Origin of the sequence: Saccharomonospora glauca K62 (assembly GCF_000243395.2) — a bacterium.
Taxonomy (GTDB): domain Bacteria; phylum Actinomycetota; class Actinomycetes; order Mycobacteriales; family Pseudonocardiaceae; genus Saccharomonospora; species Saccharomonospora glauca.
Map to the genome: position 1 here is coordinate 1,916,971 of NZ_CM001484.1, position 16,932 is coordinate 1,933,902.

15 protein-coding genes are annotated in these 16,932 nt (G+C 71.1%); 5 read left to right on the plus strand and 10 right to left on the minus strand.

All coding sequences use genetic code 11. The annotated features are described in order from the left end of the window. Window positions 1-103 precede the first annotated feature (103 nt). Window positions 104-625 (plus strand): hypothetical protein, encoded by a 522-nt coding sequence (locus tag SACGLDRAFT_RS09295; protein WP_005463919.1) that lies wholly within the window; start codon window positions 104-106, stop codon window positions 623-625. A 20-nt stretch (window positions 626-645) separates the two neighbouring features. Here the strand turns inward: SACGLDRAFT_RS09295 and SACGLDRAFT_RS09300 are convergent, their stop codons facing one another. The 3 genes from SACGLDRAFT_RS09300 to SACGLDRAFT_RS09310 form a co-directional block, all read right to left on the minus strand. Next, entirely contained in the window at window positions 646-1,356 is a 711-nt protein-coding gene (locus tag SACGLDRAFT_RS09300) for an alpha/beta fold hydrolase (RefSeq protein WP_157608912.1), read from the minus strand. Between the two features lie 85 nt (window positions 1,357-1,441). After that, complete coding sequence (locus SACGLDRAFT_RS09305) at window positions 1,442-1,984, minus strand: dihydrofolate reductase family protein (RefSeq protein ID WP_005463922.1); 543 nt, start codon at window positions 1,982-1,984, stop codon at window positions 1,442-1,444. A gap of 158 nt (window positions 1,985-2,142) precedes the next feature. Continuing rightward, window positions 2,143-3,240, minus strand: a complete 1,098-nt coding sequence (locus tag SACGLDRAFT_RS09310) for an ABC transporter ATP-binding protein (protein WP_005463924.1) — start codon at window positions 3,238-3,240, stop codon at window positions 2,143-2,145. Between the two features lie 128 nt (window positions 3,241-3,368). On the opposite strand from SACGLDRAFT_RS09310, the gene SACGLDRAFT_RS09315 reads away from it, so the two are divergent. Continuing rightward, window positions 3,369-4,568, plus strand: coding sequence for an ROK family transcriptional regulator (locus tag SACGLDRAFT_RS09315; RefSeq protein ID WP_005463926.1), 1,200 nt, complete (start codon window positions 3,369-3,371; stop codon window positions 4,566-4,568). A 6-nt stretch (window positions 4,569-4,574) separates the two neighbouring features. Here the strand turns inward: SACGLDRAFT_RS09315 and SACGLDRAFT_RS09320 are convergent, their stop codons facing one another. The 3 genes from SACGLDRAFT_RS09320 to SACGLDRAFT_RS09330 form a co-directional block, all read right to left on the minus strand. Continuing rightward, on the minus strand, window positions 4,575-5,246 hold the full coding sequence (locus SACGLDRAFT_RS09320; protein WP_005463928.1) for an SRPBCC family protein: 672 nt from the start codon (window positions 5,244-5,246) through the stop codon (window positions 4,575-4,577). Between the two features lie 24 nt (window positions 5,247-5,270). Next, entirely contained in the window at window positions 5,271-5,618 is a 348-nt protein-coding gene (locus tag SACGLDRAFT_RS09325; RefSeq protein WP_040918837.1) for a histidine triad nucleotide-binding protein, read from the minus strand. A gap of 105 nt (window positions 5,619-5,723) precedes the next feature. After that, window positions 5,724-6,077 (minus strand): histone-like nucleoid-structuring protein Lsr2, encoded by a 354-nt coding sequence (locus SACGLDRAFT_RS09330; protein ID WP_005463932.1) that lies wholly within the window; start codon window positions 6,075-6,077, stop codon window positions 5,724-5,726. A 631-nt stretch (window positions 6,078-6,708) separates the two neighbouring features. Here SACGLDRAFT_RS09330 and SACGLDRAFT_RS09335 point away from each other — a divergent pair. Both SACGLDRAFT_RS09335 and SACGLDRAFT_RS09340 read left to right on the plus strand, forming a co-directional pair. Next, window positions 6,709-7,902 (plus strand): aminotransferase class V-fold PLP-dependent enzyme, encoded by a 1,194-nt coding sequence (locus SACGLDRAFT_RS09335; RefSeq protein WP_005463934.1) that lies wholly within the window; start codon window positions 6,709-6,711, stop codon window positions 7,900-7,902. Between the two features lie 147 nt (window positions 7,903-8,049). Continuing rightward, a complete protein-coding gene (locus SACGLDRAFT_RS09340) occupies window positions 8,050-9,519 on the plus strand; it encodes an SDR family oxidoreductase (RefSeq protein ID WP_005463936.1) in 1,470 nt (489 codons plus the stop codon). 76 nt (window positions 9,520-9,595) lie between these two features. Here SACGLDRAFT_RS09340 and SACGLDRAFT_RS09345 read toward each other — a convergent pair whose 3' ends face one another. The 3 genes from SACGLDRAFT_RS09345 to SACGLDRAFT_RS09355 all read right to left on the minus strand — a co-directional run bounded on the left by SACGLDRAFT_RS09345 (window position 9,596) and on the right by SACGLDRAFT_RS09355 (window position 12,508). Then, on the minus strand, window positions 9,596-10,990 hold the full coding sequence (locus SACGLDRAFT_RS09345) for an APC family permease (protein ID WP_005463938.1): 1,395 nt from the start codon (window positions 10,988-10,990) through the stop codon (window positions 9,596-9,598). A 175-nt stretch (window positions 10,991-11,165) separates the two neighbouring features. Next, window positions 11,166-12,098, minus strand: a complete 933-nt coding sequence (locus SACGLDRAFT_RS09350; RefSeq protein WP_198283536.1) for a hypothetical protein — start codon at window positions 12,096-12,098, stop codon at window positions 11,166-11,168. Further along, window positions 12,065-12,508: a hypothetical protein gene (locus SACGLDRAFT_RS09355; RefSeq protein ID WP_005463942.1), complete on the minus strand. Its 444-nt coding sequence runs from the start codon at window positions 12,506-12,508 to the stop codon at window positions 12,065-12,067. The genes SACGLDRAFT_RS09350 and SACGLDRAFT_RS09355 overlap by 34 nt, the downstream gene beginning before the upstream one ends. 89 nt (window positions 12,509-12,597) lie before the next feature. Here SACGLDRAFT_RS09355 and SACGLDRAFT_RS21530 point away from each other — a divergent pair, with 89 nt between their 5' ends. After that, the gene (locus SACGLDRAFT_RS21530) at window positions 12,598-15,732 is read left to right on the plus strand and encodes a CHAT domain-containing protein (protein WP_005463944.1); all 3,135 of its coding nucleotides are present in this window, start codon (window positions 12,598-12,600) and stop codon (window positions 15,730-15,732) included. Window positions 15,733-15,734: 2 nt separating this feature from the next. On the opposite strand, the gene SACGLDRAFT_RS09365 is transcribed toward SACGLDRAFT_RS21530, so the two are convergent. Next, entirely contained in the window at window positions 15,735-16,856 is a 1,122-nt protein-coding gene (locus SACGLDRAFT_RS09365; RefSeq protein WP_005463946.1) for a tetratricopeptide repeat protein, read from the minus strand. Window positions 16,857-16,932: the final 76 nt, after the last annotated feature.

Consider the following 16,932-nt stretch of genomic DNA (forward strand, 5'->3'; position numbering starts at 1 on the left):
GGTCCGGTGTCCGCGGCACGGGGCCGGTCCGTCGCGGGGAGTGGACGGACCGGCCCGCCCGCTTCCACACGACGTCAGCGAGGGGCCCGTGCGACAGGTGAGGATGGCGTGGGGGCGTTCGGCCGCGGTGGGTGTCGTCGCCGGCGCGGCCGGAGTCGCCGCCATGACAGTGGCCGAGAAAGTGGAACAACGGATCACCGGACGCCCCGACTCCTTCGTGCCCGCCCGCACGCTCGAACGGTTGCTCGGCCTCGCGGCCGCCCGCGGGCGCCGGGCCCGGCTGCGCAATCTTGCCATGCACCTGGGACAAGGGGCCCTGCTCGGTGTCATGCGCGGGACGATGGCCGGAGCCGGACTGCGTGGTCCGTGGTCGTCCCTGCTGTTCTACGCAGTGCGGTTGACCAACGACCAGACCTTCGAAAACGCCACCGGGGTCGGCGCTCCGCCGTGGACGTGGCCGCGCGACGAACTCGTCGTCGACCTCGTGCACAAGGCGGTCTACGCCTTCGCCACTGGTCTCGTCGCCGACGTTCTCGCCGCTCGGTGGGGGCCGGGGCCGGGCCAGGTCCATGCCCGGCTGCGACCCGGACGACAGCCGGACGTCGGCCCACTGCCACCGGTGTGACCGGGGGCGGCCCGTCCGCTTCAACGCACCGAGAACGGCGTGGGCCTGGGGTCGGCGCTCCAGCGCGCGAGCCGTTCGGCGAGCAGGGCGTAGACCTCCGGGTCCAGGCCCATCCCGGTGTGTGAGCTTGCTACCTCGACGCAGTCGGCGCACGGGTCCTGGCAGAGCGGCCACGGCACCACGGTGTCGTGACGCGAGAACACCGACACGGCCGCGACCGGCCGAGGAAGGGGCGCTCGCAGCAGCGCCCGGTTCGTGCGGTAGCAGTCCCCGTCCAGACAGTCGGCGTCGAGCAGACCGGGCACGCCCCGTGCGGACGCCCGTGCCAGGACACGGGCGAATTCGACCCCGCTGGCGTGGGCCCCGAGGGGGTCGAGCACGGGCGAGGCCAGCATCACCAGTCCCCGGACCAGGTCGGGTCTGCGCACGGCGGCGATCCGGGCGAGCCAACCACCTCGGCTCTGCCCCACGACGATCACCCGGCGCCCGGTGAGCCGGGCCAGGTACTCCAGCCGGCGCTCGATGCGCTCCACCAGCGTGGTCGTGCACCCGAGATTCAGGCCGGTGCGGGTGCCGAGGGGTCGGTACCCCCGGACCGCCAGCCACGAGCGGAGCGGCAGCAGGCTCCAGTCACCGAATCCGAAGCCGGGAACGAGCAGCACTCCTTGCCCGGCCCCGTCGCGAGGTCCACCCACCCGCCACACGGGATGCCGTACGAGCTGCGGGATCATTCGCGCCGTCACGAGCAGGGTTCGTTCCCGAGAGGACCACACACGGGTCCATACCCGCTCACTCCTCACCTACTCGGCGCGAGGATCACCGCAGTCGGAAGCGCAGGGTGGTGACGGGACCCGTGGTGGTGACCGTGGGTGGGCTCAGCGGCACCGGAGCGCCTCTTCGGGTGAACAGCCGTACTCCGTCACCGAGCAGGATCGGGACCACGTGCACCAGCAGCTCGTCGACGAGGTCACGCTCGACGCACTGGCGGGCGACGTCCGCGCCGAGCAGGAGCAGATCGCGGCCACCCGCCGCGCCCAGCGCCGTGTCGACGGCGTCGGCGATGTCGCCGGACAGGAACGTGATCGACGGATCGGGTTCCTGTCCGGGAGGCCGGTGGGTGAGCACGAACTGCGGCCCGTGCCATGCCCCGCCGAACGGTTCCGTGGCCTCCGGCCGCTGCTCGGGTCTTCGGCCGACGTCGTAGGTACGTCGCCCGCACAGGATGGCTCCGGTGCGGGCGATCACCTCGTCCACTTCGGGAATCGGGCCGGGGTGGGCGAACACCCAGTCCATCGCGTCCTCGGGACCGGCGACGAAGCCGTCCACCGAGAGCGTGGTGTGCCAGCGCACGATGCCCATGACGCATTCCTTCGGTCGGCGTGCCGGGACGGACAAACCCGACGGGGCCGAATCTATCGCTTCGGACGGGGTCACGTCGATCGGTCGTGGACGGGGTTCGCGCCGCTGGCCGGCCTCACGCCCTGGATGTCACCCGGCCTCGGGCGTGAGGCCGACGATCAGGAAGTGAGTCGCACACCCGTTTCGGGGTTGAACGTGTGCGCGGCGTCGGGGTAGCGCAGGGTGACGCGAATCGTCTCACCGAACGACGGGGTGTTGTTGGCCTCCGTCCGCACGATGAACCGCTCCTGCTTGCCGCCGAGGTCCACCTGTCCGTACACGTAGGCGTCGGACCCGAGCACCTCCACCAGCTCCACCTTCAACTCCAACGCGGGCTCGTCCGCCGACGCGGTGCGCAGGCCCTCCGGGCGAATTCCCACGGTCACCTCGCGCAGGCCGGAGGCGGCTCCGGACAGGACGTCGCGGGCCACGGGCACCGTGAGACCGTCCAATTTGGCTCCACCGTCGGTGAGCGGCACCGTGGTCAGGTTCATGGCGGGGGAGCCGATGAATCCCGCCACGAAGACGTTCGCGGGCGCGTCGTAGAGCGTCTTCGGGGTGTCGCACTGCTGAAGGACGCCGTTCTTCAGCACCGCCACCCGATGTCCCATCGTCATGGCTTCCACCTGGTCGTGGGTCACGTAGACCGTGGTGGTGCCCAGCCTGCTCTGCAGCGCCGTGATGTTCGCGCGGGTCTCCACCCGGAGCTTGGCATCCAGGTTGGACAGTGGCTCGTCCATGAGGAACACGGCGGGTTCGCGGACGATGGCGCGTCCCATCGCGACTCGCTGACGCTGACCGCCCGACAGCGCCTTCGGCTTGCGGTCGAGGTAGTCGGTGAGGTCCAGCAGCCGTGCCGCTTCGGCGACCCGCTCGGCGATCTCCGCCTTGGGAACTCGCTTGATCTTGAGGGCGAAGCCCATGTTCTCCGCCACCGTCATGTGCGGGTACAGCGCGTAGGACTGGAACACCATCGCGATGTCCCGGTTCTTGGGGGAGACCCCGGTGACGTCCTTGCCGCCGATGGTGATGGAGCCCTCGTCGACATCCTCCAGGCCCGCGAGCATCCGCAGCGCGGTCGACTTACCGGAGCCGGATGGGCCGACGAGTACGAGGAACTCGCCGTCGGCGATGTCGAGGGAGAGCTTGTCCACCGCCCGCACGGGAGGGTTGCCGGCAAAGATGCGGGACGCTTCGACGAAGGAGACCTCGGCCATGCTGAGTCGTTCCTCTCCTGCTGGCGAGCGCGGGCCGCTCGCGATGCGCCACTGTCTACCGCGATTCACTCGATCGTGGCTAGAGTTTGATAGTCCAGTGGACTGACCAATCACGAAGAGGTGAGGGTGTGGACTGGGCCAGACCGGCACGTCAGGTGGGCCAACATGCTCACAACTTGGCGCTCGTCTCGCGGTTGATCGCGAGTCACGGACCGGTGTCCCGCGCCGAGCTGGCCCAGCGGAGCGGCCTGACGAAGACCACCGTGACGCAGTTGACGGGCGAGCTGCTGGACGCCGGACTGGTGCGGGAACTGGGCACGGCACGCCACAGCGGTCCAGGCAGGCCCGCCACCCACCTCGTGATCAACGCGTCCGGCCCGGCGGGGGTCGGGATGCAGATCGAGGCCGACCACGTCGCGGGCTGTCTCGTGGATCTCACCGGCCGGGTACGCGATCGCGCGCTGCGGCGGGTCGACGATCTCCACGGCGACCCGGCTGCGGCGGTGAAGGCCGCCGAGTCGGTTCTGCGCAGGTTGCTGGCGGCGGCCGCCGCGCGCGACACGGTGGTCGCGGGGATCGCGGTCGGGGTTCCCGGCGAGGTCGACGGGGAGGGCCGGGTGCGGTCGGCGGAACTCGGGTGGGACGACGTCCCGCTGGCCCGGCTGCTCCTGCGCCGGCTGGCAGGGCTGAGCGGCGGTCTCATTCCCGTGTCGGTGCACGACGGTTTCCGGCTCGCCGCGCTGGCCGAACGGTGGTTCGGCGGGGCGGCCCCCGCGCGGTCGCTGGTGGTGGTCGGGGGAGAGCTGTCGTTGGGGGTGGGCGTGGTCGACGCGGGCGATCGGTGGGACCACATCCCGGCGGGGCCGTTGGGACACGTGCGGGTGCGGCGAGGCGGGGACCGATGTCGGTGCGGGGCCCGCGGGTGCCTGGACACGGTAGCGGGACCGCGAGCCCTGCTCCGGGCGGTGGTCCCGGACACCCCCGTGGCGTCCCGGCTGTCCGGCGGCGACAACCGGATGCGGGCGTTGGCGCGATCGAAAACCCCGGAGGCGGACGCGGTGCTGCGCCGCGCCGCCTCGGCCCTCGGGGGAGCCCTCGCGGGCCTGCTGGTCGCCCACGGCCCGGCCACGGTGGTGCTCGCCGGGCACCTGGCCCCGCTCGGGGCCCCGTTCGCCGCGCGAGTCGCCGCCGAACTCGGTCGGGGACTGCCCGAGGACGAGCCGCCGGTGTCCGCCTCGTCCCTCGGGGGAGACGCGGTGGCGTTGGCCGCGGCGGGGACCGTGACCCGGCGGCTCGTGGAGGACCCGGCTCGCTGGTTGGCGAGCTGAGCGCGTTCAGGCCGAGGAAGGGCGAGTCAGATCCGGGGCCAGCCGCCGCAGGCAGTCGTGGATCGCGTCGGTGAGGTTCTCGGCCGTCGAGACCCCACTCGCCTCGGTGGCCCTGACCCAAGCGCTGACCGAGTGCTGGGCGAAGGTCTGCACCTCCGTGGAGCTGCGCCACCCAGCGGGGTCCTCGTCGGTGTCGCCGGCGAGGAAACGTTCGAGGCTCGCGATGGCCACGTCCCAGCCGGGACCGTGACGCACGGCGCCGTCACGGGGCACACCGGTGTGAACCAGTTCGAGCACGGTGTCGCCCGCCTCGTCCGCGGCGAGTCGTACGGTGACCACACACGTCTCGCCGCCCCACGTGACGGCGAACAGGTGCGGTGGCACGCATTCCAACACCGTTCCGTCGGCCTGGTCGGCGACGTGGAACGAGCCGCCCGCGCGCAGCTCGCCCGTGACCGGGGCCAGCCATCGGCCGATCCGGTCGGCCTCGGTCACGGCCTGCCACACGGTTTCGGGTGGGTGGGGGAACCGCCGCCGCAGGACGAGCCCGTACTCGCCGGCCGAGGCCTCCTCGGGCCGCGGCGTCGCGGAGCGTTCCGAGGCCGCGGACTCGGAGGTCTCCGTCGCCGTACGTACCTCGCGGTAGGTCGCGGTGAGCCGATCAGCGATGTCGATCATTGGCGTTCCTCCCGGAACCGACCCTCAGCCCGGAGGCCACGTGAGGTTGCGGCCACCCAGCACATGACAGTGGACGTGGAAGACCGTCTGGTTGGCGTCCTTGCCCGTGTTGAACACCAGGCGATAACCGGACGCGTCCACGCCGTCGATCTTGGCGACCTCACCCGCGGCCGCGAGGACCTCTCCCGCGAGCTGCGGGTCGGCGACCGCCATGGCCGCGGCGTCGGTGTGGTGCTCCTTGGGAATCACCAGGACGTGCGTGTCGGCCTGGGGATCGATGTCGCGGAACGCGAGCACCGTGTCGGTCTCGTGCACGATGGTGGCCGGCACGGAACGTTCCACGATCCGGCAGAACAGGCAATCTGTGCTCACGCGCTCACTGTATGCGGCATTGTGCCCGCCCGCGAGGAAGGGGCCGGAAAAATCCCGGCTCACGCGGCGAACGACGCGGAGCCGGGACGAACGCGACCCGTAAGGTCAGTGCGCCTTGCGGTAGGCCTCGGCGACCTCGGAGGGAATGCGGCCGCGATCGGAGATCTCGTAGCCGTTCTTCCGAGCCCACGCGCGAATGGCCTGGTTCTGTTCGCGCTCGGCGGACGAGGAACGCGCGGGCGCCTGGCCGCCCGCCCGACGACGGCTGGAGGTCCGCTTCCGTCCGCCCGACCGGCGAGCGTGCTCGATGTACTGGGCGAGCGCGTCTCGCAGTTCCTCGGCGTTCTCCGCCGACAGGTCGATCTCGTAGGTGACACCGTCGAGGGCGAACTGCACCGTCTCGTCGGCCTCGGACCCGTCGAGGTCGTCCACGAGGGAGACAAGAATCTGCTGCGCCACCAGTTCCTCCTGCTTCGCGCCGGTTCGGCGAATGAATTGAAGTCTGCTGGCCGAGAAGTGTACCCGACGGCGATGGGGGCCAAGCAGGCGCCGTTTGCGGTATCCGGCGAAATGGAAACGGCCCTGTCCGGTTCCGGCATACCGTTCGTCCGGACACCGGGAATGCGCGCCGCAGTTGTGGGGAAGCGAAGCGTATTCGTCCCAGGTCGGAAGTCTTGTGACCACTTCGGTCCCCGCCCGGCGAGCCCCGTCCCGAGCGCGGCGCGCCGGGCGGAGTTTTCCGTGTCATACCGCGGCTTCTGCCGCGAGGGAGGGGCGCTCGCGGGGACGCGACCGCGGAGGCTGTGTCCGGCGAGGACTGCGCAACCTTCGGGTGGTGCGAAGGAAGACACGCCGCGACGTCGGGTGATTCCGGTGGCCGGAACGGGTGGGGTCCCGTCCCATTTTCCGCGGCGGTATCGGGGTGGAAAGGTGGGAAAGGGGCGGTGGGCCGCGCTAAAGACACTTCGCCGACCAGCGGCGTTATTCCCCCGAAAAACGGGTGGCCCGTTACCCGGCTGGGTAGTGTGACCGGTGATCACAATACCTACCCGCGCGGTGGCCGCCGCGCAGTCCGAGGGGAGTTGGGGCCGTGATCCACGACAGCGAGACGAAGGAGAAGGTCGCGAGGCTTCGTGCCGACACCCCCGCGTGCGAGACCGTCGTGCACTTCAACAACGCGGGCTCCTCGCTCCCGCCCCGACAGGTGGTGGACCGCGTGATACGGCACCTGCGGTTGGAGGAGCGCCTCGGCGGATACGAAGCCGCCGAGAAAGTGCGGGACGAACTCGACGACTGTTACGCCGTCATCGCGCGGCTGATGGGGGCGCGACCGGAGGAGATCGCCATCACCGACAGCGCCACGCGCTCGTGGTTGTCGGTGTTCACCGCGGTGTCCTGGCGCGAGGGGGACCGGATTCTCACGGCCGCGCCCGAGTACTCCAGCAACCTCATCGCCATGATCTCGGCGGCGCGTGCCCACGGGGTCACCGTGGAACGGGTGCCGAGCACCGCCGACGGCGACGTCGATCCGGACGCGCTGCGAACGATGCTCGACGACCGCGTACGCATGGTGGCGCTCACGCACGCGCCCACCAACGGCGGTCTCGTGCAGCCCGTGGAACGCGTCGGCGAGATTGTGGCGGACAGCCCGGCGCTGTTCCTCGTGGACGCCTGCCAGACCGTTGGTCAGGTGCCGATCGACCTCACCACCACCGGCGTTGACGCGCTGACGGCCACCGGCCGCAAGTACCTCCGTGCTCCCCGCGGCACCGGGTTCCTCGCCGTTCGCCGTTCGGTGCTCGACCAGTTGACCCCCGTGCACGTGGACCTCGACTCGGCGTGGCTGGAGGACGGCCGGGTGCGGTTGCGCGACGACGCCCGCCGATTCGAGCTATTCGAGCGCAACGTCGCCGCCGTGCTCGGCCTCGGGGAGGCAGTGCGCTACTACCTCGACGTGGGCCCGGAGTGGGCGCACGACTACGTGACCGCGTTGGCCGAGCACCTGCGCGAGCAGCTCACCGAGCTGCCGGAGGTCACCGTGACCGACATTGGTTCCCGCCGGTCGGGCATCGTGTCCTTCCGCGCCGAGACGCTGCCCGCCTCCGAGATCGCCGGGAGACTGCGGCAACGCGGAATCCACGTGAGCGTCTCCCACGCGTCCTCGACGCCGTGGGACATGGTGGAGCGCGACCTCGACCACCTCGTCCGGGCCTCCGTGCACTACTACAACACCCCCGACGAGGTCGCCCGGTTCCGCGCGGAGCTGGCCGCGATCCTGCGCTGACACCGGCCACCCCGCGAGGGGCGGGACCGTGCGGGTCCGGTATGGGCCGTTCACACTCGGCTGTGACGGGGTGGGCGGGCCCGAGACCGCCCGTTGTGGGGCACGGCGGACGCCGCCGGGCCGCGCGGCACGGCGAGAGGAGCCGGGATGCGATGCGTGGTGTTCGGGGCCACCGGCTACATCGGCGGCCGCCTGGTGCCCGAGCTGCTGGCCGCCGGACACCGGGTGCGCGCGGTGGCCAGGAACCCGGTGAAGCTCGCGGAGGTGCCCTGGCGCGACCGGGTCGAGGTCGTGCGCGCCGACGTCCTCGACGCCGAGAGCGTCGTCGCCGCCATGAGTGACCAGGACGTCGTCTACTACCTCGTCCACTCCCTGACCCAACGCGATTTCGCCGACGTCGACCGGGCAGCGGCGCGGATCGTGGCGGAGGCCGCGGGAGCGGCGGGGGTGAGCCGGGTCGTGTACCTGGGCGGCATCGTCCCCGAGTCGCGGCCGTTGTCCGCGCACCTGGCGTCGCGCTCCGAGGTGGGGCGCATCCTGCGGGAGGGGCCGGTGCCCACCGTGGAGTTGCGGGCGGCGGTCATCCTCGGCTCGGGGTCGGCGAGCTTCGAGATGCTGCGCTACCTGACCGAGAACCTGCCGGTCATGGTCACGCCGCGGTGGGTTCGCAACCGGATCCAGCCGATCGCCGTCCGCGACGTGCTGCACTACCTCGTCGGCGCGGCCACCGCGGAGGGACGGATCAACGCGGCCTTCGACATCGGGGGCCCGGAGGTCCTGACCTACCTCGACATGCTGCGCCGGTACGCCGCCGTGGCCGGGCTGCGCAGACGGGTGATCCTCGTGGTGCCCGTGTTGACGCCGTGGCTGTCGGCGCAGTGGGTCAACCTGGTGACCCCCGTGCCCCGCGCCATCGCCGTGCCGCTCGTCGAGTCGCTGGTGCACGAGGTGGTGTGCCGGGACCACACCGTCGCCGAGGTGATCCCGGACCCGCCCGGTGGGTTGACCTCCTACGACCGCGCGATCGCCCTGGCGCTGGCCCGCGTGCGGCAGGCCGAGGTGCCGACCCGGTGGTCCGACGCCACGCCGGGGGAGCCGTCGGAGCCGATGCCGCTCGACCCGGCCTGGTCGGGCGGCTCCGTGTACACCGACGTGAGGCAGGCACGCACGAGTGCCGATCCGCGTGTGCTGTGGGACGTCGTCGAGGCGGTCGGCGGGGAGACCGGCTGGTACTCGTTCCCGCTGGCGTGGTCGGTGCGGGGGTGGCTCGATCGGCTGTCCGGCGGGGTCGGCCTACGGCGGGGCCGCCGTGATCCTCACCGACTGCGGGTGGGGGAGGCACTCGACTGGTGGCGGGTGGAGCGGGTGGAGCGCCCGCGCCTGCTGCGGCTGCGCGCCGAGATGCGACTTCCCGGTCGGGCGTGGCTCGAACTGTCGGTGTCGCCGGACGAGGACGGTGGCGCCCACTACCGGCAGCGGGCGGTGTTCGTCCCGAGGGGGTTCGCGGGTCACCTCTACTGGAAGGCCGTCGCGCCGTTCCACGCGCTGGTCTTCGGCAGCATGGCGCGCAACATCACCACGGCCGCGGAGACGAGCGCAAACCGCCCCCGCAGCTGACCCGGCACCCGCGTGTCCGCAGGCTGTGCACGCGTGTCCGCACTTCCCGTACGCGTGTCCGCACCGCACGAACGCGTCACTTGCCGAGTTGCGACGGATTGAACTCCGAGCGGCGCCGGAACAGGGCGTTGACTCCCCAGAAGAGCAGACCAATGCCCAGCAGGATGCCGCCGACGAGGTACTCCGTGCCCGGCCTGCCGGACAACGGACTCGCGAAGAACGCGCAGGTGAGCGCACCCAGCACCGGCGCCCAGGTGGGCGCGCGGAAGTGCTCGTGCTCGACCTTGTCCCGGCGCAGCACCAGCACCGCGACGTTCACCACCGTGAACACGGCGAGCAGCAGCAACGACGTGGTACTCCCCAGGTCGGCGATCTCCAACGAACTCACCAGGACCACCGCCACGAGACCGGTGAACAGGATCGCCACCCACGGGGTGCGCCGCACCGGGTGGACCACCCCGAACGGCGTCGGGATGATGCGTTCCTGCGCCATGCCGTAGACGAGTCGGCTGGCCATCATCATGTTGATCAAGGCGGTGTTGGTCACCGCGAACAGCGCGATCAGGGAGAACACCACCGGGGGGAACCAAGGGGCCGCCGCCTTGACGACCAGCAGCAGGGGACCGTCGGAGTCCGCGAGCGTGTCGGTGGGGACCAGCGTCGAGGTGATCAACGCGATCAGCAGGTAGATCGTGGCGGTGATCGTCATGCCCAGCAGCAGGGCGCGGGGGAAGGTTCGGGTGGGAGACTTGGTCTCCTCGGCCATGTTCACCGAGTCCTCGAAGCCCACCATCGCGAAGAAGGCCAGCGCGGTGGCCGAGGTGACCGCCAACAGCGGCGAGGTGTCGGGGTCGAACTTCACCAGACGCCCCGGATCGGGGTCCACGTCGGCGCTGTGCGTCCCGGTGAACAGCGCATAGGCACCGAAGACGATCACGATGAGCAACCCGGTGACTTCCACGCAGGTCAGCACCACGTTCATCCGAACGGATTCGCTGACACCCCGAAAGTTGATCAGCGACAGGAGCGCCAGGAACCCGATCGCCACGAGCCAGGACCACCCGGACACGTTCTCCCCGACGATCCCCTCCAGGTAGTCGCCGCTGAACGCCTGCGCCGCGGACGACGCCGAGGTGATCCCGGAACTCATCACCGCGAACGCGATGAGGAAGGTCAGGATGTTCACCCCGAACGCCTTGTGGACGTAGAGCGGCGCGCCGCCGGCCCTCGGGTATTTCCCGACCAGCTCCAGATAGCTCAACGCGGTGAGGAAGGCGACGACGAAGGCCACCAGGAAGGGAACCCACAACGCTCCCCCGACCTTGCCCGCGACCTCACCGGTGAGCGCGTAGATCGTCGTCCCGAGGATGTCCCCGATGATGAAGAACAGCAGCAGTTTGGGGCCGATGACCTTCTTGAGGGCGGGCTTCCGCGCGGCATCGGGGTCGCCGGCCACGTTCGTCTCCTCCATCAGCGCTCCGAAAGGGTGCGCGACGTGTCCGGACCGGTGTTCCTGCCCACCACACGCCGGGCGCCGCGGTTGCGATACGTCGGCAGGGGGCTACCCATTTCGTGCCGGGTGATGCGGGGTCGGTGCCCGCGTCTCGCCCGAATCGGGGGTCCCCGCCGAGAGCGGCGTACGCAACTCACGCTCCCTTTCGCACTCGGCGGGTCACCCACTCGCCGTCGGCCGGGGTGAACTCCCCCTCGATCGTCCGGCCCAGCGCGCGGGCCAACGCGGTCGCATGAAGGTCCACAGTGGCTTCCACCAGCTCGGCGAGCCGGTCCATCGTGTCCCGTCCCCTCCGCCACGCGACCAGCCACGCACCCGCGCCGACGAGGGCCGCGGGCCACCACACGACGCCCACGGCCAGATAGAGGGTGGCCCAGGCGCCGGTCCGCGCGGCCGAAAGGAATTCCGCCTGGGCATGGGCGATCGGCGCGCGCTCGTCGTCCGACAACAGCAGCCAAAGACGCGGCCACGCACTGCCGAGGTCGAGACCGTAGGCGGTGTAGGTGCGGGCTTCCGCCGTGAGCATCCGGTCGCCCATCCACGTGGGACGGCGCGGTTCCGTCAGCGCGATCCGGTCGCGAGCGGCGGCGAGCGCGGCGGTGTCGGGCAATTCCGGGGGAGGGGCGTCGGACGCCCGGAGCAGTCGTGCCTTCCGCCGCAGCGCGGCCTCGTATCGAGACGTCCGCTCCGCCCAGCGTCGACCACGACGACGGATCAGGGGAGCGCCGAGCTTGCCCCACTCACCCGTCCAGAACCGCACCACGACCCGGTGCAGCGGCTGCACGATCGCCGCGGCCGTCACACTGCTCGTGACGACGGCCAGCGCGAGCACCAGCACGGTGGTGTCCTCGCGCGCCGCCGTGGAGTCGATGAACCGGGTGACGTCGGCGGTGAGCAGACCGAGGTTCCAGGCGTCGGCGTGGCCCAGTCGCAGTGCGACGACGACGGCGACGACGAACACCACACCCGGCAGGGCGAGTCCGGTGAGCCACCGCTCGGCGAGTTTTCCGCCCAGCGACGCGACGAAGCCCGTCACCGGTTCATCCGGAACAACGGCATCGGGCACGCCCAGACGGCACACGTCGGTGCGATCGCCGCTCCCGGCCGCGGCAGCTCCACCCGGTCGCACAGGTTTCCGGGGCACACGTGCACTTCCTCGATCGGCCGTCCCCCGCCCAGGCCGGGCAGTGGTTGGTAGGCGGAACCGGGTGGGGCGGGGGAGCTGTAGCTGGCTCCGCCTCGTGGTACCGCGCCGGAGCCGACGAGACCGTGGGCTCGCAGGATCTCCTCGACCTCCGCCACCACCAGGTCGACGTCCCGGTCCGACACGTCGGGGTCCCTGAGCCGGGCGAGGGCGTGCGAGGCGTCGGGGCCGAGGAGGCCCGCGGCCTCGGTGACGTCCGAGCACGCGCGGGACAACCGGGCGGCGCTGTCGGCGCTCAGCGGCTTGCGCGAACCGGACCGCGGTTTGTCCATGTGGTCTCTCCCTCCGTCGTGCCGCGGTGAGGGCGGCATCCCATGGCAGAGTAGTAATGTCGATCACTCCCTGGAGGGAGATCGGTGTCATGGGGGACGATCCGCGGGCCGGGTGGCGCTCGTACTGGGACCTGGCGTACGAGTACCTGACGAGCTGGCAGCGCACCGGGGACCGCGAGACGCTGGACGTGAGCGTGGCCCTGCTGCGGGAAGGCCGACATTTCGCACGCGACCGCGACGAGGAGACCTTCTACCTGGTCAATCTGGCGAAGGTGCTCGCCGCGCGCTACGACGTGACGGCCCACGCCCCCGGCCTCGTCGAGTCGGTGGCACTGTACGAGGCGGCGGTGCGGCGAGTCCCGATCGAGGAGCCGCGCCGGCCGCACCTGCTGCTCGAACGGGCACGACGACTCGACCAACTCCGGTCGGGCACCAGCGATCCCGCCGCGCTCTCCGAGGTGGTCGCGGCCTGGCGGGAAGCCCTGGCCACCTCCCCCGACGGGTCGCGTGACCGAGCCCGGTGCCGGGTGGGGCTGGGCAAGGCGCTCGCCCGCCGACACGCCGTCGCCCCGGTCCCGGAGGATCTCGACGAGGCCGTCCTGCTGCTGCACACGGCACTGTCCGAGGAGGCGTGGTCGGTGGTGGAGGAGGCCGACCTCGCCATCCACCTGGCCGATCTCCTTCTGAGTCGTGCCGAACGGGACGACAGACCCGCCGACCTCGACACGGCCCTGGAGTTCCTGGATGCCGTTCCCGAGCCCGAGGGCGTGGTCCGGGAAGCCCTACTGATCAAGCGCTGCCGTCTCCTGCGCCTCCAATACCGGGTGACCGGACACCTCGCCACGCTGGAGGAGTCGATCGCGTGCGGCCGGGAGGCACTCGGGAACGTCACACCGGGGAACTCCGCCGCCGCGCACGGCGTGCTGGCGGAGGCGCTCCTCGAACGCCACCGGCGCACCGCCGCCCCGGAGGACCTCGACGAGGCCATCGAGCTCCTGCACCGGGTCGTCGATCTCCCCGGCCCCAACCGCAGGAGCGTGGTCGTGACACTCGCGCGGTGCCTGCTCGCCCGCGCCGAGCCCACCCGGCACCCGAACGACGTGGTCCGGGCGATCGATCTTCTGCGCTCCGCGCTCGCCGAGACGGACGCGGACCCGATACTGTCGAGCGAACTCGGCTTCGCACTGCTGAGATTGCACGAGCGGACCAAGGAGCCGGAACCTCTCCTCGCCGCCTTCGCGACCTTCAACGCCTCCTTGGGGAAGTTGCCCGAGGACCATCCGCGATACCGCTCCACGCTGGCGAACATGGGCGAGGTGATGGAGCGCCTGTACGTGCTCACCCACGACGTGACGCAGCTGGAGTACGCGGTCGGGCTCCACCGAAGGGCCCTGGCACTGTGCCCACGCGGGGACGACGACTACCCGAAGTTCGTCGACGGCCTCGGCTACGCCCTCCGCAAGCTGTACGACGCCACGGGCTCACGGGCCGATCTCGAGGAATGCGTCGCGGTGCTCCGCCGGGCCGTCGACGCCTTCCCGGAACACGACCCGCGGGGACTGCCCACCCGGATCTCCCTGGCCCAGGCGTTGCGTGCGAGACAACTCGTCACGGGGGAGAACGACGGCCTGTCCGAAGCTGTGGACGTGGCGTTGGCCGGGGCGAGAAACCCCGCGGGCGGGGTGTTTTCCAGGATGGAGGCCTTCGCGGCGGCCGGACACGCTCTCGCCACGTTGGGGGAGTGGGCGCGAGCGGTGGAGGTCTTCACCGAGGCCGTCGCGTTGACACCACGACTGGTCTCCCGCGGCCGAACGCGGTTCGACCAGTACGCCGACCTCGGTCAGACGGCGGGGCTGTCGCCGTCCGCCGCGGCCTGCGCTCTGAACGCGGGCCGCCCCGACCGGGCTCTCGAACTTCTGGAGCGAGGCAGAGGAGTACTGCTGAGCAGACGACTCACGCCGGGAGGAGGGCCCACCGCCCTGCGCCGCGCCGACCCCGCGTTGGCCGAGGAGTACGAGAGACTGCGGCGCGAGTTCGATGCCCCGGCACCCTCCCCGCCGCGACCGCTGAGCAGCGGCCGCGACCGTGAGGCGGAGTGGGAGGACTTCGTGAACAGGATCCGGCGACTACCGGGGCTGGCCGACTTCCTCCGCCCCGTGACCGCCGACCAACTCGTGAACAGGGTGGCCGGAGCCACCGTCGTGGTGTTGGTGGCCAGCGGGTACCGCTGCGACGCGCTTCTCCTGCGGGATCGGCACGTGGAGGCGCTGCCGTTGCCGGAATTGACGTTCGACGACGTGGTGCGCAACCGCGACCTGCTCCGGGAGGCGGTCCTCACCGCGCACGACCCCGACACCGGCACGCGGGCGCGACTGCGAGCGCAGCAGACGCTTCGCGAGCTCCTCGACTGGCTGTGGCGAACCACGGTGTGCCCCGTGCTGGACCACCTCACGTTGCGGTCGGCCTCCCGCGGCGAGTGGCCGAGACTGTGGTGGTGCCCCGTGGGACCGCTGACCGTCTTCCCCCTGCACGCCGCCCAGTCCCACGACGGCGAGTCCGCATTGGACTACGTGGTCTCGTCCTACACGCCCACGGTGGAGGCCCTCGGCCGGGTTCGTGCCAGAAAACCCGTCGCGCGGGAACGCGCCGCGTCGTGCGTCGTGGCGATGAGCCGTACTCCGGGAGAACACGGGCCGTTACCCTCGGCGGCAGGGGAGGCACGCGTCGTCGCCGACGCGCTACCCCGGCCGCGGGTGTGGACCGACGAGGAGGTGACGAGCGAACGGGTCCTCGCGGAGCTCGCGACGTCGACACACGCCCACTTCGCGTGTCACGCCGTCACCACCCCCGACCTCGATCTCGGTCGGCTGCTGACCCATGACCACGAGGAACACCCGCTGACCGTCACCGACATCTCCGCCCTGAACCTGGACGGCGAGCTGGCGTTCCTGTCGGCGTGCGCCACCACGCTGAGCGCCCCGGCACTGGCCGACGAGGCCCTGCACATCACCGGGGCCTTCCTGCTCGCCGGGTTCCGGCACGTCGTCGGCACGCTCTGGGAAGTCGACGACGCGGCGGCGCTGGAGATCACGTCGGCCTTCTACCGAGCCGGACACGACGCCGACTCCGCCCCGTCGGCACTGCACGACGCCGTGCGTTCGCTGCGCGACCGGTATCCGCTCACCCCTTCGCTGTGGGCCGCGCACATCCACACGGGGGCGTGAGCTCAGCGGCCACGAACGTGCCGGAGGACCCCGCGCACCCGCTCCGCGTTCGCATGCGTAGGCCCGTGCAGGCGTTCCCAGGCCGCCAGGCACTCCCGCGCCTCCCGCTCCGCCCGCGGGTTCCCCGCGTCGGCCAGCACCTCGGCCAACAGCGTGCGCGCGTCGAGCACCGTGGGATGGTCGGCCCCCAGGGCTTCGGTGGCGTCACCGACCGTCTCCGTGAGCGACCGTGCGGCCTCGTCGAGCCGACCCTCCTGCCGCAGCGCGCGGGCCAGACCGTGCCGCGCGTGCACCGTCACGGGATCGGCGGCCCCGAGGGCTTTCGTCGCCGCCTTCACCAGCCGCCGTAGTTCGGGGAGGGCCTCCCGCGTGCGTTGCAGGTCGACGAGGATGGCCAGGTGGTTGTTCCGGGCCTGGAGGACCGTGGGCGTGTCCGGCCCCTGGGCGCGTTCGAGACCCGTAACGAGGTCGCGGTACTCCCGCTCGGCCTCGGCCCGGTGGCCGAGCAGATGCTCGACGTTGGCCAGTTTCATGCGGCAGCCCAGTGTCTCGGCGGCGTCGCTTCCCCGAACCGTCGACATGCCGTCGACCACCTCGCGCAGGAGCTGCCGTGCCTCGTCGAGCCGCCGCAACCGGATGAGCAGTTCACCGAGGTTGCCGCCGCTGTCGAGCGTGTCCGGATGCAGCGGGCCGAGAACCTTCCGCCTCGCTTGATAGGTGAGACGCTGCAGGCGTTCCGCCTCGGGGTAGTCGCCGAGGGAGTACAGGGCGAAGGCGAGACTGTGCTGGGTGGCGAGCGTGTCGGCGTGTTCGGCGCCGAGTGCCACGCGTTGGGCGCTCAGGATCTCGCGGTAGATCGACACGGCCGTCTCGGTCTCGTGCTGTTGCATCAGAAGCCGGGCATAGGCCTTACCCGCGTCGATCGTCCGCGGATCGGTGAGGCCGAGTTCGTCCCTGTACGCCTCGTACCCCAGCCCGAGCCCCATCATCGGGCCCAGTGAGATCTCGATGACGGGTGTGCCGTCGTCCTTGGTGAACGAGGTGACGGTGAACGGCTCGTCCGACTCGGGCGCGGCCTTCCTCCGCTTGCGTGCGCGCTGGCGTCTCCGGAAACCCCAAGCCATGCCGACCCCCTCGTCGCGATGGCCCGATCATGGCTCCTCACGGCACGGCATCGGAACTGCCGGTCGGGCGAATTCC

Coding starts and splice junctions, on each gene's coding strand:
- SACGLDRAFT_RS09340 (WP_005463936.1), top strand. CDS start 8,050: ATGCGATGCGTGGTGTTCGGGGCCACCGGCTACATCGGCGGCCGCCTG.
- SACGLDRAFT_RS09310 (WP_005463924.1), bottom strand. CDS start 3,240: ATGGCCGAGGTCTCCTTCGTCGAAGCGTCCCGCATCTTTGCCGGCAAC.
- SACGLDRAFT_RS09355 (WP_005463942.1), bottom strand. CDS start 12,508: ATGGACAAACCGCGGTCCGGTTCGCGCAAGCCGCTGAGCGCCGACAGC.
- SACGLDRAFT_RS21530 (WP_005463944.1), top strand. CDS start 12,598: ATGGGGGACGATCCGCGGGCCGGGTGGCGCTCGTACTGGGACCTGGCG.
- SACGLDRAFT_RS09295 (WP_005463919.1), top strand. CDS start 104: ATGGCGTGGGGGCGTTCGGCCGCGGTGGGTGTCGTCGCCGGCGCGGCC.
- SACGLDRAFT_RS09305 (WP_005463922.1), bottom strand. CDS start 1,984: ATGGGCATCGTGCGCTGGCACACCACGCTCTCGGTGGACGGCTTCGTC.
- SACGLDRAFT_RS09320 (WP_005463928.1), bottom strand. CDS start 5,246: ATGATCGACATCGCTGATCGGCTCACCGCGACCTACCGCGAGGTACGT.
- SACGLDRAFT_RS09365 (WP_005463946.1), bottom strand. CDS start 16,856: ATGGCTTGGGGTTTCCGGAGACGCCAGCGCGCACGCAAGCGGAGGAAG.
- SACGLDRAFT_RS09300 (WP_157608912.1), bottom strand. CDS start 1,356: ATGATCCCGCAGCTCGTACGGCATCCCGTGTGGCGGGTGGGTGGACCT.
- SACGLDRAFT_RS09345 (WP_005463938.1), bottom strand. CDS start 10,990: ATGGAGGAGACGAACGTGGCCGGCGACCCCGATGCCGCGCGGAAGCCC.